The sequence below is a fragment of the Ferrovibrio sp. genome (genome assembly GCF_965278975.1).
Taxonomy (GTDB): Bacteria; Pseudomonadota; Alphaproteobacteria; order Ferrovibrionales; family Ferrovibrionaceae; genus Ferrovibrio.
Genome location: NZ_OZ257126.1, coordinates 169,819 through 184,627 on the forward strand (window position 1 = coordinate 169,819; position 14,809 = coordinate 184,627).

A 14,809-nucleotide genomic window follows, 5' to 3' on the forward strand; every position below is an offset into this window, starting at 1 on the left:
TCAGGCCGGCGCTGCATCGCGCGGGCTGCGGGCATATTCATTCATCGCGCCGCCATCGCCTTCGAAGCCACGCGGATTGTAGCCGCAGCCCTGGCACATTTCAGGTTCGCGCTGGCGGAATTCCTCCATCCATTGCGCCACGCCCTGGCTCTGCCAGGCGGAGGTAAAACTCTGATGCTCCAGGCTGGTGCGGTCGAAATACGCCGTATCGTTGGTGACGCAGCAGGGCGTGAGCAGCCCTTCCACGGTGCAGTAAGCGGCATTGAGCGGCCGGTGGCAGCGTTTGCCGCTTGGCTGCATGCCAGGCGCGGTCACGATCATGCATTGCTGCGCACCGCGCAGCCGTGCGCGCTCGATAATCTCAACCCCGCGCGCAATATCGCTCTGATCAAGACCAAGCATGTTGGTGCTGGCGGCATAGCTGACCAGCGGCTGCACCTCGATCACCTTGGTGCCGATGCCGATCAGGTAATCGAGCAGACCTTCCAGCCGGCCCATATTCATCCGGCTCAGCACGATTGAAACAGTGAGGCCGGGAAACAGACGCAGCAAACCGACGAGCTGCTTCTTGAGTTTCTCGGCATCGGTACCGGCACGGGTGATGGCCGCCCCTTCCTGGTCCAGCGCATCAACTGAAACGCTTAAATGGCGCAAGCCGCGCTGCGCCAGCCGCATGTAATAGGCGATGTCACGCACCAGGGCATTGGTGTTGAAGCTCACCAGATCGAACTTGCCGCTCTCCAGCGCGATATCCAGCAGCTGCGGCAGCTTGGGATGAATCGTCGGTTCGCCAACGCCCTGCAACACGGCGACATCGGCCAGCGGCGCATTCTGGATCACGGCGCGGAAGCGCTGCACCGGCATATGGCGGTTGTGCCATTCATCGGCCTGCATTGCCACGGTGCGCGGACAGCCGGCGCATTTCAGATTGCAGCCGGTGGTGATTTCGATCTGCAATCGGCGCAGCTTGCGCGGCGCGGGAAATGGATTGGCGGCAGCGCGTGCCATGATTCGAGGCTCCTTGGAGTAGGCACCTCGACCCTAATAAAATTCGTATATACTAGCCGTATCGGCCCGATAAATTTGCGGTAACACACTGTAGTTACTATCAAAATTAGTCTCTTTTGGACAGAATTCGACTCCAACGCGGGCTCAACACCCGCTAAACATGAACGCGCCGCATAATTTCCGCTGCGCCGTCGTATAAGTTCCCGTGCAGCAGCGCCAGTGCAACAGGGCCAGTGCAATAGGATGGGTTAGGAATAGTCAGTGTTCGACCAATCGCGACAGGCCGTGGCACATGCCGTCAATGCAGCCGGCCTCCGTAATCTCTTCAATGCCGTGTGCCGTGATGCCCTGGATGCGACGCAGGCGACGCGTGCCAGCATCTGGTATTTCGAGCCCAATGGCAGCATCTCCTGCCAGCATCTGATCGACCGCCGTACCCCGAATGCACCGCCCGGCATGGTAATCGGCCGCGAGCATCATGCCGATTACCTCAACGCCATCCTGACCGAACGCGTCATCGCGGCCGAAGATGCCCGCAGGCATCCGGCAACGCGCTGCTTTGCACAGGGCTATTTCATCGACAACGATATCCACTCGCTGCTTGATTTCCTGATCAATGACCGCGAAGGCAATCCGGCGGCGATCCTCTGCTGCGAACAGACCAGCGCACCGCGGCAATGGCGCGAGCGCGATCTGGTGGCGCTCTACGGCCTAGCGGAATTCATTGCCGGCACGCTGCAATACCAGACCGGCAATGCGGCGCAGCGCGCGCTGTTCGAGCCTGACCTGCCATTCTATGATGATCCACTGCTGCTGGAAGTGGCGATCTACTGGGCTTCGAAGCGCAGTTCGCGTTTCGCACCGCATCGCGACGATATTTCACCCATCGACCTGCCGCGCCGGTTGCTGCCGCATCTGGTGATCGCGGAATTGCTGCACGAACCTTTTGACGTGCGCTTCCGGCTGGTCGGCTCGCACATGGCGGAAAAGTTTGGCCGCGACTTTGCCGGCGAACGCATCAACGACGTGATGCGCGACGATTATGCCGCCTATATCCGTGGCCTGTTCCGCCGTGTTTTCGACACTGCCGGGCCGGTCTATTCCGAAAGCCCGTTCCGCTGGGACCATGGCGGGCATGGCCGCACGCGGCGCCTGATGCTGCCGCTGACCACGGATGGCAGCAGCGTGTCGCAGGTCATGGTGCTGCAGGTCTGGCCCGAAGGCGAAGCCCACCATCTGCCACCCAGCGCCACGCCGATCAAAAGCAGTTCGCTCGACCGTGGCATCCTGCAATCCCTGCTGCTGCCGCGCCTCGACCGCGATGGCTACTAAAAAATCTGCAAAAAAATATAGCACGATATAGCCCCCTATGAAGCTACCACCGTTAAATACTACCTTGAAGGTTTGAGAAAACAGCGACTAAATTTATGAATGCGAGTTCTCGTCATTTTCGATTGCTTGACCAGGAGCTCGAGGGAAAGTGAATTCTTCACCTTGATTCTTTGCCAAAATTTCCAATCTATTCAATGCAAAATCAATATCCGTAAGGCAAGCACCGAACTCATGTGCGAGAGAGGTTGGATAATCGATGGAACATTGAGCTTGCGGGCTGTGCCCTAACAACTTCTCCACTCTCTCGTTAATTGCGAAAACATGACCAAAACTCCGCGCCACAGCAGCACTCAACTCCGGAGGCAGAGTTCCTAAATTTGTTCCTATTGATTGATATAAACTGGTATCGATGCGTTTGATTGGCAGCATTGTTGTATATGTTACCCTAGTAATTTGCAGTTCGCGTTGCATACGACCAATTACCATGCGTATCTGATGCAAAATAGCCCAAATCGCTCCAGCCACCTCTCGCCGATGACGTGCGCGCTCCTCATCTGCAACCGCCTTTAGTACATTCACTTCTTCTTTTGCTTGATCAATTTGCTCCCGTGCACTTTTTCTCGTTTGTCTAATCGTCAAGAGCGCTGCAAACAATGCAAGGAAGCCAGCGGAGAAACCACTCCACGCAGATTGCCAATCAAAAAGCCATTTGATTATTGGTGAACGCACAGGATCACCGACCAATGCACAACAAGTTGTTGACGCCCAAGCGGCAATGCCACCTGCAACGCCAAAACCCGCAACAAATCCTAAAAGCCACTGCACGATTTATCTCCATGGCAATGACACAGAAAAATATACCCAAACATAAGGCTGGAATCCTAATTATAGAAAATGAAAGACCTAGTCGGCCATTTCAGACACGGTAGCTCTGCACCAGATGGGCCAGCTTGGCGGCCTGATCTGCGAGCGCCTGGGCCGAGGCTGCACTCTCCTCGATCAGGGCGCCATTGCGCTGGGTCAGTTCGTCCATGCTGGTGACAGCGGTATTCACCTGCTCCAGACCATTGGATTGTTCCAGGCTGGCGGCCGAGATTTCCGCCACAATATCGCTCACCTTCTTGATGGCGCTGAGGATTTCATGCAACGCGGAGCCGGTGCGGCCGACCAGTTCGGCACCGGTCTTCACCTGGGCATTTGATTCCGAGATCAGCGCCTTGATGTCCTTCGACGCACTGGCCGACCGCTGTGCCAGCGCCCGCACTTCCTGCGCCACGACAGCGAAACCCTTGCCGGCCTCGCCGGCGCGCGCCGCCTCGACCGAGGCGTTCAGCGCCAGCAGGTTGGTCTGGAACGCGATCTCGTCGATCAGGCCGACGATATCGGAAATCTTGCGCGCGCTTTCCTCGATCCGGCTGACCGCCGCCACCGCATCATTCACCACAGCGCCGCCGCGCTCGCCGGTATCGCGTGCCGCCTGGCTGAGCTGGTTGGCGGCCTGGGCATTATCGGCATTCTGCTTCACCGTGGCGGTGATCTGGTGCATCGAGGCTGCTGTCTGCTCGATGCTGGCAGCCTGGCTTTCGGTGCGCGCTGACATGTCACGGCTGCCCGATGAAATCTCATCCGTGGCTGTGGCAATGGCCACCGAGGCAACTTTCAGGGACTTGATCACGTCACCGGTGGAGTCGAGCAATTCGTTGATGCCCTGGCAGAGTTCGCGGATATCGCCCTTCAACTCCACAAGATCGATCCGCTGAGTCAGGTCGTTGGCGCGGGCAGCAGCCACCACCTTGTCCACCGCCTGGCGCATCAATTGCGCTGCCTTCACCTGCGCGGTCACATCAGTGGCGAATTTCACCACCTTATAGGGCCGGCCGGAAGCATCGAGGATCGGATTATAGGTGGCTTGAATCCAGACCTCCTTGCCGCCCTTGCCGACGCGGCGGTATTGTCCGGCATCATATTCGCCGCGATGCAGCTTAGCCCAGAAATCCCGATAGGCCTGACTCTCGGCATAGGCCGGCTCGACGAACAGGCGGTGATGCTTGCCGCGCGCCTCTTCCAGGCTATAGCCGAGCACGGCGAGGAAAGCCTCGTTGGCATCCAGCACGATGCCATCCAGGGTGAAGCTGATCATGCCCTGCGATTTGCTGATTGCCGAAAGCTGGCCTTCGAAATCAGCGGCGCGCTGCTTCTGCTCGGTTATATCGGCGGCGATCTTCACCACCCGCACCGGCCTGCCCTGCTTGTCGAAGATCGGATTGTAGCTGGCCTGAATCCAGATTTCCTTGCCGCCCTTGCCAAGCCGCAGATATTGCCCGGTATCGTATTCGCCGCGCCGCAGCTTCTCCCAGAAGCCGCGATACTCGGGGCTCGCCTTGTAGTCCGGGGTGACGAAAATGCTGTGATGCTTGCCCTGCACTTCAGCCAGGGTGTAGCCCATCGATTTGAGGAAATTCTCGTTGGCAAAAAGGATGGTGCCATCGAGATCGAACTCGATCATGCCCTGAGAGCGGTTGATGGCCTCGAATCTTGCGGCGGCGAGTTCTTCCGCCTTGTTCGCAAACAGACCAAACATCCCTCACCCCCATCTTTTATCCAGTCCAGCCGCCAAGGGTTCTTAAGGCAAAGCTAAAGCGTATCTGATGGCGGCATGCTGTCATTTGGTAGTATTTACTTGATTAATATCAACATATTAGTTGCCGAGCCACGTTTATCTTTGTTTATTTCGCCACAGGGATGAGTACAGGCTCAGACATATCTCTGCCCGAGTCTCCCCCTTCAGGGCCGTCAGCGCTTTTCCGCGCGGTACTGGTCCAGTGCCCGCTGCAGCAATGGCCGCAGGTTGTTGGGGTAGGTGTGCCCGGAATCATGAAACACGCAGGTTACCCGCGCTTCCGCCGCCATCAGGCGTGAACAGGCTTCATCCTGGGTCTCCGCCAGGCGATAGACTGGCAGATCCTGCTTGCCGTAAGTCAGGATGAGCTGGCCCTGCCGGAAATACTTGCCGATCTCTTCCGGCTGCAAAAAGCTGGTCATGCTGGGAATCAGTATCTGGTGGAAATTGCCGAACTGGCCGCCATCAGGAACGTAATAACCAGACAGCACCGCCGTCACCGCCAGATTGGCCACCGCGCCGACAATCATCGCCGCTCCGCCACCCTGCGACAGGCCAACCACCAGCACCGCATCGGACACCGTCTTGAGATACAGCGCGGTCTCGATCAATTCCTCGATATACCAGTAGGAATAGATGCTGTTGATCCCGATCAGCGATGTGTAGAGATAGTCGAAATTGACGCGATGATCCTTATAGACGATCTGGCGCGTATCATGATTCGGCTTCACATAGACCAGCGTGGTGCACGGCACCTGCGCGAACAGATCGCCATGGTAGCCTTCGCCAAGCAATATCTGCGAAGCCAGGTCGGTGCCGCTGCCAGGCACAATCAGCGAAGCGCAATTGCGGATCTCGGCGCGCTTGGCAAGAAAATGCACCCGGGTCCAGCCGAAGTCGAAAATATGCAGATAGGCATTGTCGAGCCGGCGCACGGTATAGGATTGCAGGCTGCCCCCCAAACGGCCGCGATTGGACTCCAGGAATACCTCGTCCAGCGGCGCGGCACTATTCTTCGGACTGACATCACGCGGCAGCACCGACAGCAGATTGGGACGTGCCAGCCGCGGGCCTTCGAAGAGCGGGCCGACCGCTTCATCGAACAGCAGTTCATCGCGGGTGGCGACCTTGTATTGCCGGGTAGGCAGCAGTGGGTCGCGCCCGATGACGCTGCGCTTCACTTCGCGCAGCGGCCAGGCGATCTCGTCAAGTACACCCTGGCCGAAAGGCTGCAGGCCGATGAACAACCCCGAGACAAAAATCAGATACGTTGCTGCCGCAACCGACGCCAGAGCGCCAACCCAACGGACGCTCTTCCTGAACCACATCTTGAGCAACAACCCTCTCCCCAGGCATCATGTGCCGCCAGGACCCAACCCAATATTTCGACGCGCCACGTCCGCTGAAAATACCAATCGGACACGGTCATTATCTGAATTTACAATCTATAGGAAATACTTCTGGCAATAAATATTCAGTGATGCCCAGATTCAGCAACCTGTGGAATGGTTTCCCGCGCGGATCACGATGCGCTTCCGGCCTCAACCAGTATGCTCGGAACAGCCCGGACCGGACTTCTGGCCGGATCGGAACGCGATGCTGCCAGAGGCAATCATGCTGCCGGGCAGGCTATATTTTGGAAAATGGCGTCCCCACGGGGATTCGAACCCCGGTTTACGCCGTGAGAGGGCGTCGTCCTGGGCCTCTAGACGATGGGGACCTGGGGGCGCGGCCACTGAAGGCATCGCCATGCCGGGTCTGCGCGGCGCCGGCATGGCCGGGGGCTGCGCGAGGCGGCCCTCTGATACTAGAGCCGGGCCGGGGGTGCAAGGGCTTTCCGGCCGACGCCCCGGTTTTCGCCCAAGCCCTTCCGGCTTCGGCGCTTTTCCGCCATGCATTTTTTCCGGCAGACGCTTGCAATGGCAAAACGGCTGAGTATAGTCCGCCCCTGCAACGCGGCGCCCCCTGATGGGTGCGGGTCGCGGGGCCGTCCGAGCGGGCGTAGCTCAGGGGTAGAGCACAACCTTGCCAAGGTTGGGGTCGTGAGTTCGAATCTCATCGCCCGCTCCATTTTCTCTCCGGAAATTCAGGGCTTTCTGCGCGTCGGCGCCGGGCTTTGTGCTGTCTGCGGCGTGGCGCGGTTGACGCTCGCCCGGGCAATCCCCATTCTTCCCGCATGATCAAGGAAATCGGCCAGCGCAACCGCGAGATTCTGCGCCTCGTGGTAGAAACCTATATGGCGACCGGCGAGCCGGTCGGCTCGCGCCTGCTGTCCAAGAAGCTCGACCTCAAGCTGTCGCCGGCCAGTATCCGCAACACCATGGCCGACCTGGAGGATGCCGGGCTGCTGTTCGCGCCCCATACCTCGGCCGGCCGGCTGCCGACCGAGAGCGGCCTGCGGCTGTTCGTCGATGGCCTGCTCCAGGTCGGCGACCTCACCCGCGATGAACGCTCGGCGATCGAGAATCGCTGCGCCGCCTCGGGCCGCGGCTTCCAGGAAGTGCTGACCGAAGCCACCGCCGCGCTTTCCGGGCTCTCTGGCCATGCCGGCCTGGTGGTGGCGCCGAAGGTGGATGCGCCTTTGCGCCAGGTGGAATTCGTCCCCGTAGGCCCGGGCCAGGCCCTGGTGGTGCTGGTGAGCGAGAATGGCCAGGTCGAAAACCGCATGATCGAGATGCCGCTCGGCATGAGCCAGGCGGCCCTGGCCGAGGCCGCGCAGTTCCTCTCCCGCCGCCTCAAGGGCCGCACCATCGATCTGGCGCGCGAAGAGGTGCTGAGTGAACTCACCACCCGGCGCGCCGAGCTGGACCAGCTCACCTCCAAGGTAGTAGAGGCCGGCCTGGCGGTATGGGGCGGCGAGCCGTCGCTGCAGGGCCGCAATACCGGCGGCACGCTGATCGTGCGCGGTTCCGCCAACCTGCTCGACGACGTGGCGGCGATGGCCGACCTGGAACGCATCCGCTCGCTGATGGAAGAGCTGGAAAACACCGAGGAAATGCTGCGCCTGATCGACCTCACCCATGGCAGCGAGGGCGTGCGCATCTTCATCGGCTCGGAAAATACCCTGTTCCGCCAGGCCGGCTGTTCGCTGATCGTGGCGCCGCTGCAGAACCAGCAGCAGCGCATCGTCGGCGCCATTGGCGTGATCGGCCCCACCCGCATGAATTATGCCCGCCTGGTGCCGATGGTGGATTTCACCGCCCAGGTGGTGGGCCGCCTGATCGGTTGAGACACGCGCGGCAGCCGCCGCCGGGTTGAGTGCACCCGGCGCAGCCGCTTGGTTGAAATTTGCCGCCCCCGCCCGTATATGCAGGGCCGCAGCCAATAGAGATGTAACATGACCACCCAGCCGACCCAGACCGCCCACGACAGCGTCCATTTCGACTCCGCCATCAATACCGAGCCGACCGCTGCCGGCGATGCCGCCCTGCTCGCCGCCGATCTCGCCAAGGCCCAGGCGGAAAGCGCCGAATTGAAGGACCGGTTGCTGCGCATGGCAGCGGAAACCGAGAATCTGCGCCGCCGCCTGGAGCGCGAGCGCGACGATGCGGTGAAATTCGCCTCGGCCAAATTCGCCAAGGACATCCTCTCAGTCGCCGATAATCTCGGCCGCGCGCTGCAGAACGCACCGAAGCCGGCGGAAGGCGATGCGGCAAAAACCGATCCGCTGAACAACCTGCTGGTCGGCATCGAAGCCACCGAGCGGGAACTGCTCAGCGTGTTCGAGCGTTTCGGCATCCAGCGCATCGACCCGCAGGGCCAGCGTTTCGATCCCAACCTACATCAGGCGATGTTCGAGGTGGAAAACCCGAACCTGCCGGCGGGCACCGTGTTCCAGGTGATTGCCGCCGGCTATGTGCAGCATGGCCGCCTGCTGCGCGCCGCCATGGTCGGCGTCACCAAGGGCGGGCCGCAGCCGGACTCCACCACCGCCGGTAGCGTCGATACCAAGGCATAATCCCGCCTTCAGTGTCACGGCGCCGTCACGTTAGGCGGCGATAACAAGGCCTCAAGATCCATGAGGCCTTCCGTGCATATGAATGATGGCGATCTGCTCGAAACCATAGGCGGTGCCGCCAGCCCCCGCATACCGGTACCGCCGGGCATGCGCTGCGAGGATGTCGACCGGCTGTTTGCCGCCGATCCCGATCTTGGCGCGCTGGCGGTGGTGAGCGAACAGGGCCGCCCGCTCGGCCTGATCAACCGCTATGACCTGATCACTCATCTCTCGCGCGATTACGGCCGTGCACTCTATGCCAAGAAGCCGGTAAGCGCGCTGATGGACCGCGAGCCGCTGACCGTGGAAGCGCATCTCGGCATCGACCGGCTGGAGGCGCTGATCGCCGATGAGCATCCCTCCGCCCTGCTGCGCGGCTTCATCGTCACCAGCAACGGGATGTATCACGGCGTCGGCACCGCGCTGTCGCTGCTGCAGCTCAGCCGTGCCCGCAGCGAACGACGCAACCGCTCGCTGGAGCGCGCCCGCGCCGCCGCCGAGGAAGCCTCGCGCGCCAAGACACGTTTCCTCGCCACCATGAGCCACGAACTGCGCACGCCGCTCAATGCCATCATCGGCTTCGCCGAGGTGATGCGCGACCGCCTGTTCGGCCCGCTCACCTCGCCGCGCTATTCGGAATATGTGCAGGACATCCTGGCCAGCGGCCAGCATCTGCTCGGCCTGATCAACAACATCCTAGACATGGCCAAGATCGAGAGCGGCGGCTGGACCATCCACCCCGCCATGATCGACCCGCAGGAAATGGCAGAACTCTGCATGCGGGTGCTGCGGCCCCATGCCGAGCGGCAGGAACTGAGCTTCAGCACCCGTTTCGATGCCACGCTGGAGGAAGGCTATGCCGATGCCCAGGCACTGCGGCAGATGCTGCTGAACCTGCTATCCAACGCGGTGAAGTTCACGCCCAAGGGTGGCTGCATTGAGATCGGCACCCAGGCGATGGAGCAAGGCGGCTTCCGCCTCTGGGTTTCAGACAATGGCATCGGCATCGCGCCCGAACATCACGCGCTGGTTCTCAGCCCCTTCGGCCAAGTGGAAAACGACCTGACACGGCAATATGAAGGCACCGGCCTCGGCCTGCCGCTGGTCAAGGCACTGGTGGAACTGCATCGCGGCAGCTTCACGCTGCAAAGCCGGCTCGGCCAGGGCACCATGGTGACGCTGGAATTCCCGCCGCCGCTTACCGAGGCCCAGATCGGCCTTAACGCGGCAGGGTCACCCGCCGCAGTGTCAGGTTGATCCGCCCCCACGCCATCTCCTCATACGGGGCAAGCAGCCGGCTGCTGCCGGCATGGATGCGGTCGATGCCATGGAAGGCCAGCCGCGCCTCCCCGCCCAGCACCAGCACATCGCCGCTCGCCAGCTTCAGCGACCGCGTCGGGTCGCGGCGGTTCTGCCCGCCGACGCGGAACAGCGCGCTGTCGCCGAGCGAGATCGACACCACCGGGGCGGCGAAATCCTGCTCGTCGCGGTCCTGGTGCAGGCCCATCCGCGCCGCCGCATCGTAGAGATTGATCAGGCAACATTCCGGTTCGGCGGTGTAGCCGCTCACGCCACGCCAGATGCCCAGGATGCTTTCAGGAATTACCGGCCAGGGCCGTCCGGTTTCGGGATGCGCCGCGATATAGCGGTAGCCGCCATCGCGGTCGGTATACCAGCCCAGCGCGCCGGCATTGCTCATGCGCACCCGCATCGGCTGGCCGCTTTTCGGCATCAGCGCGCGATAGGGCGGCGCCTCGCGCAGCAACGCCTGCACGTCGCTCACCAGCGCGGCTTGCGCGGCGGCATCAAGGTATCCTGGCAGGAAATGCAGGCCGTCCAACATGCCCGTAATGTAGGACGGCCCGAAGCTTTATGCGAGATCAGCAGACTGTATACGCTTCACGCCCTTGGCCTTCATGTCGGTCCAGGCCTTGGCCAGCGAACCGGCGGCATCGATGCCACGGCAGGCATCCTCGATCACATAGGTCTCGAAACCTTCCTTGCGCGCATCCATGGCGGTCCAGGCGACACAGAAGTCGGTTGCCAGGCCGACGACGAAAACCCGCTTCATGCCGCGCTGCTTGAGATAGCCGCCAAGCCCGGTCGAGGTCTTGCCATCGGCTTCATAGAAAGCCGAGTAGCTGTCGACATTCTTGTGATAGCCCTTGCGGATCACCAGTTGCGCCTGCGGAATCGCAAGATCCTTGGCCAGCGCCGCGCCCTCGGTGCCCTGCACGCAATGATCCGGCCACAGCACCTGATTGCCGTAGCCCAGCTTCACGCTGTCGAACGGCTTCTTGCCGGCATGCTGCGAGGCGAACGAGACATGGTCGGCGGTATGCCAGTCCTGCGTCAGCACCACATTCTGGAATTTCTTCGCCAGCGTGTTGATCAGCGGCACGATCACATCGCCTTCCTTCACCGCCAGGCTGCCACCCGGAATGAAGCAGTTCTGCACATCCACCACGATCAGCACGCTGCGCGAGCCGGCCGAAACCTTGGTTGCCGCTTGCGCGGCGCCGCCGATCCCGGCCAGCGCGGCGGTGGCGCCGAGGCCGAGCAGAAGATGGCGTCGATTTACCTGTTGCATGGCAGCACTCCCCGTTTGTTTGCACTGCCATGATCAAAGCACGGGGATCGGCTTTGTCAAAAACTATTTGTATGCAAACAATTTAGGCGGCGCCTGCCCGATTTCGCGCCGCTTCAGCCCGCGCCCTGGGCAGCCGCCGCTGCCCGGCGCGCCCGGCGCCAATTCTCGAAGCTGAACACGCCGACCGCCACCCAGATGCAGGCGAAGGCGATGGCGTGGCTGGTGGTGAATACTTCACCCCATAGCAGCGTGGCGAGCAGGAATTGCAGGGTCGGCGAGATGTATTGCATCAGGCCCATGCTGGCCATGGTGAGGCGGCTCTGCCCGGCGCCGAAAGCCACCAGCGGGATAGCGGTGATCATGCCGGCGAACAGCAGCAGCAATACCGGCAGCAGATCGGCCTGCAGCAAAGCATTCCAGGCCGGCCCCAGCGCACCGCCGCCATGCCAGGCGAGGAAGCCGAGCATCAACGGCAGCGGCAGCAGGATTTCCACCGTGAAGCCGACCAGACTATCCACCGGATTACGTTTACGCAGCAGAGCATAGATGCCCCAGGAGACGGCGATGGCGAGTGAGATCCAGATCCCGGTGCTGGCCGTGGCAATCGCCAGCACACTGACGCCGATGGCCGCCAGCCCCAGCATTGCCCATTGCACCGGGTTCACCGCTTCCTTCAATACCAGGCGGCCAAGCAGCACCGCCACCAGCGGGTTGATGTAGTAACCCAGCGATGCAGACATCACCTGCCGGGTATCGATGGCATAGACGAACAGCAGCCAGTTCAGCAGCATCATCGCACTGGTAATTACCAGGGCGCGCAGCAGGCGCTTGTTGGCGAAGGCCTGGAGCAGCAGCGGCAGCTTGCCCATCGCCGCCAGCAGCGCGAGGCAGATCAGGCAGGCCCACAGCACTCGCTGCGCGGTGATTTCCAGCGGCGTCATGAAGCCGGCCATGCGGAAATACAGCGGCGACAGGCCCCAGGCACAGTAGGCAACGGTGGCGAATAAAAATCCCATAAATATCGGCGACGGCGATACCGGTTTCGCGCCGCTTTCCTGTGCTTTAACCGGGCTGTCGGATGGCGGGCGGCCGGGAATGGCGGACACGGGGTTTCCTAGGCTTTGCAGCGCAGGGCCGAAAGGCCCCGCCGATACGGCCAAGACTCGGCCAGACTTCGCGTTTTTTTTGTCCTGGGGCGTTGCGGGACCCAGGGTCCCCACTTACATACCGGTCACAAGTGCAAACAGACAAGGGGTCCGGCCCGGCGCTCGAACGCTAAGGAGGCTGCTCCGGACTGCCTGAATTAAGGAGATTGAGTATGGCCAAAGTTATCGGCATCGACCTGGGAACGACCAATTCCTGCATCGCCATCATGGATGGCAAGAGCCCGAAGGTGGTGGAGAACGCGGAAGGTGCGCGCACCACGCCGTCGATGGTTGCCTTCACCAAGGATGGCGAGCGCCTGATCGGCCAGCCGGCCAAGCGCCAGGCGGTCACCAACCCGGAAAACACCTTGTTCTCGGTGAAGCGCCTGATCGGCCGCGGCATCCGCGACGAGGCTTCGCAGAAGTTCACCAAGATGGTGCCCTACAAGGTGGTTGCCGGCGATAACGGCGATGCCTGGGTGGAAGCCGATGGCAAGAAGTACAGCCCGAGCCAGGTTTCGGCCTTCGTGCTGCAGAAGATGAAGGAAACGGCGGAAGCCTTCCTTGGCGACAAGGTGACCCAGGCGGTCATCACCGTGCCGGCCTATTTCAACGACGCCCAGCGTCAGGCCACCAAGGATGCCGGCCGCATCGCCGGCCTTGAAGTGCTGCGCATCATCAACGAGCCGACTGCCGCTGCGCTGGCCTATGGCCTCGACAAGCAGGCCGACGGCAAGAAGATCGCGGTCTATGACTTGGGCGGCGGCACCTTCGACGTCTCGATCCTGGAAATTGGCGACGGCGTGTTCGAAGTGCGCTCGACCAATGGTGACACCTTCCTCGGCGGCGAGGACTTCGACCTGCGCGTCGTGGAATACCTGGCCGACGAGTTCAAGAAGGAAAACGGCATCGACCTGCGCAATGACCGCCTGGCGTTGCAGCGCCTGAAGGAAGCGGCCGAAAAGGCGAAGATCGAGCTATCATCCTCGCAGCAGACCGAAATCAACCTGCCCTTCATCACCGCCGACCAGTCCGGCCCGAAGCACCTGGTGCTGAAGCTGACCCGCGCGAAACTTGAAGCTTTGGTTGACGACCTGATCCAGCGCTCCATCGAGCCCTGCAAGAAGGCGCTGAAGGATGCGGGCCTTTCCGCCGGCGACATCGACGAGGTGGTGCTGGTGGGCGGCATGACCCGCATGCCGAAGGTGATTGAGGTCGTGAAGCAGCTGTTCGGCCGCGAGCCGCACAAGGGCGTCAACCCGGATGAAGTGGTTGCCATTGGCGCCGCCATCCAGGCCGGCGTGCTGCAGGGCGACGTGAAGGACGTGCTGCTGCTCGACGTCACCCCGCTGTCGCTGGGTATCGAGACGCTGGGCGGCGTGTTCACCAAGCTGATCGACCGCAACACCACCATCCCGACCAAGAAGAGCCAGGTCTTCTCCACTGCCGAGGACAACCAGAACGCCGTGACGATCCGGGTGTTCCAGGGCGAGCGCGAGATGGCGGCGGACAACAAGATCCTCGGCCAGTTCGACCTGATGGGGATTCCGCCGGCGCCGCGCGGCGTGCCGCAGATCGAAGTGACCTTCGATATCGACGCCAACGGCATCGTGCATGTCTCGGCCAAGGACAAGGGCACCGGCAAGGAGCAGCAGATCCGCATCCAGGCTTCGGGTGGTCTGTCGGAAGACGACATCAAGAAGATGGTGCGCGACGCCGAGGAGCATGCTTCGGAAGACAAGAAGCGGCGCGAGGCGGCCGAGGCCAAGAATCAGGCCGAGTCGCTGATCCATGCCACCGAGAAAACGCTCGTCGATCTCGGCGACAAGGCACCGGCCGGCGACAAGGCCGAAGTCGAAGCCGCCATCGCCGATCTGCGCAAGTCGATCGAGGCCAATGACGCCGATGGCATCAAGGCCAAGGCGCAGCAGCTGAGCCAGATCGCCATGAAACTCGGCGAGGCGCTCTACAAGGAACAGGGCGCGGCCGATGCGGCGGCGCCTGGCGGCGAAGCCGGTGCCGGCGCCGACGCCAAGAAGCCCGATGACGGCGTTGTCGACGCCGAATTCGAGGAAGTGAAAGACGATAAGAAAAAGAAGTAAGTCGGGAATGACCGA

12 protein-coding genes and 2 tRNA genes are annotated in these 14,809 nt (G+C 61.6%); 6 read left to right on the forward strand and 8 right to left on the reverse strand.

The features are described from left to right. The gene (locus ACQY7X_RS00800; RefSeq protein ID WP_428247937.1) at positions 1-1,008 is read right to left on the reverse strand and encodes a radical SAM/SPASM domain-containing protein; all 1,008 of its coding nucleotides are present in this window, start codon (positions 1,006-1,008) and stop codon (positions 1-3) included. 261 nt (positions 1,009-1,269) lie between these two features. Here ACQY7X_RS00800 and ACQY7X_RS00805 point away from each other — a divergent pair, with 261 nt between their 5' ends. Then, complete coding sequence (locus tag ACQY7X_RS00805) at positions 1,270-2,340, forward strand: PAS domain-containing protein (protein ID WP_428247938.1); 1,071 nt, start codon at positions 1,270-1,272, stop codon at positions 2,338-2,340. A 93-nt stretch (positions 2,341-2,433) separates the two neighbouring features. On the opposite strand, the gene ACQY7X_RS00810 is transcribed toward ACQY7X_RS00805, so the two are convergent. The 4 genes from ACQY7X_RS00810 to ACQY7X_RS00825 form a co-directional block, all read right to left on the reverse strand. Next, complete coding sequence (locus ACQY7X_RS00810; protein WP_428247939.1) at positions 2,434-3,165, reverse strand: hypothetical protein; 732 nt, start codon at positions 3,163-3,165, stop codon at positions 2,434-2,436. Between the two features lie 91 nt (positions 3,166-3,256). After that, positions 3,257-4,921 (reverse strand): methyl-accepting chemotaxis protein, encoded by a 1,665-nt coding sequence (locus ACQY7X_RS00815; RefSeq protein ID WP_428247940.1) that lies wholly within the window; start codon positions 4,919-4,921, stop codon positions 3,257-3,259. A gap of 212 nt (positions 4,922-5,133) precedes the next feature. Beyond that, positions 5,134-6,297, reverse strand: a complete 1,164-nt coding sequence (locus ACQY7X_RS00820) for a hypothetical protein (RefSeq protein ID WP_428247941.1) — start codon at positions 6,295-6,297, stop codon at positions 5,134-5,136. A gap of 307 nt (positions 6,298-6,604) precedes the next feature. Then, positions 6,605-6,680: transfer RNA gene (locus ACQY7X_RS00825), tRNA-Glu, on the reverse strand. Between the two features lie 275 nt (positions 6,681-6,955). On the opposite strand from ACQY7X_RS00825, the gene ACQY7X_RS00830 reads away from it, so the two are divergent. The 4 genes from ACQY7X_RS00830 to ACQY7X_RS00845 all read left to right on the forward strand — a co-directional run bounded on the left by ACQY7X_RS00830 (position 6,956) and on the right by ACQY7X_RS00845 (position 10,214). Then, positions 6,956-7,030 (forward strand) — tRNA-Gly (locus ACQY7X_RS00830). A 106-nt stretch (positions 7,031-7,136) separates the two neighbouring features. Further along, the gene (gene hrcA, locus ACQY7X_RS00835) at positions 7,137-8,189 is read left to right on the forward strand and encodes a heat-inducible transcriptional repressor HrcA (RefSeq protein ID WP_428247942.1); all 1,053 of its coding nucleotides are present in this window, start codon (positions 7,137-7,139) and stop codon (positions 8,187-8,189) included. A 108-nt stretch (positions 8,190-8,297) separates the two neighbouring features. Continuing rightward, a complete protein-coding gene (grpE, locus tag ACQY7X_RS00840; RefSeq protein WP_428247943.1) occupies positions 8,298-8,918 on the forward strand; it encodes a nucleotide exchange factor GrpE in 621 nt (206 codons plus the stop codon). Between the two features lie 78 nt (positions 8,919-8,996). Next, the gene (locus ACQY7X_RS00845) at positions 8,997-10,214 is read left to right on the forward strand and encodes an ATP-binding protein (protein ID WP_428250096.1); all 1,218 of its coding nucleotides are present in this window, start codon (positions 8,997-8,999) and stop codon (positions 10,212-10,214) included. On the opposite strand, the gene ACQY7X_RS00850 is transcribed toward ACQY7X_RS00845, so the two are convergent. The 3 genes from ACQY7X_RS00850 to rarD form a co-directional block, all read right to left on the reverse strand. After that, on the reverse strand, positions 10,177-10,800 hold the full coding sequence (locus ACQY7X_RS00850) for an alpha-ketoglutarate-dependent dioxygenase AlkB family protein (RefSeq protein WP_428247944.1): 624 nt from the start codon (positions 10,798-10,800) through the stop codon (positions 10,177-10,179). The genes ACQY7X_RS00845 and ACQY7X_RS00850 overlap by 38 nt on opposite strands. 27 nt (positions 10,801-10,827) lie before the next feature. Further along, entirely contained in the window at positions 10,828-11,547 is a 720-nt protein-coding gene (gene pncA / locus ACQY7X_RS00855; RefSeq protein ID WP_428247945.1) for a bifunctional nicotinamidase/pyrazinamidase, read from the reverse strand. A gap of 113 nt (positions 11,548-11,660) precedes the next feature. Continuing rightward, entirely contained in the window at positions 11,661-12,563 is a 903-nt protein-coding gene (gene rarD, locus ACQY7X_RS00860; RefSeq protein ID WP_428247946.1) for an EamA family transporter RarD, read from the reverse strand. Positions 12,564-12,865: 302 nt separating this feature from the next. Here rarD and dnaK point away from each other — a divergent pair, with 302 nt between their 5' ends. Further along, complete coding sequence (dnaK, locus tag ACQY7X_RS00865) at positions 12,866-14,794, forward strand: molecular chaperone DnaK (RefSeq protein WP_428247947.1); 1,929 nt, start codon at positions 12,866-12,868, stop codon at positions 14,792-14,794. The last annotated feature ends 15 nt before the right edge of the window (positions 14,795-14,809 follow it).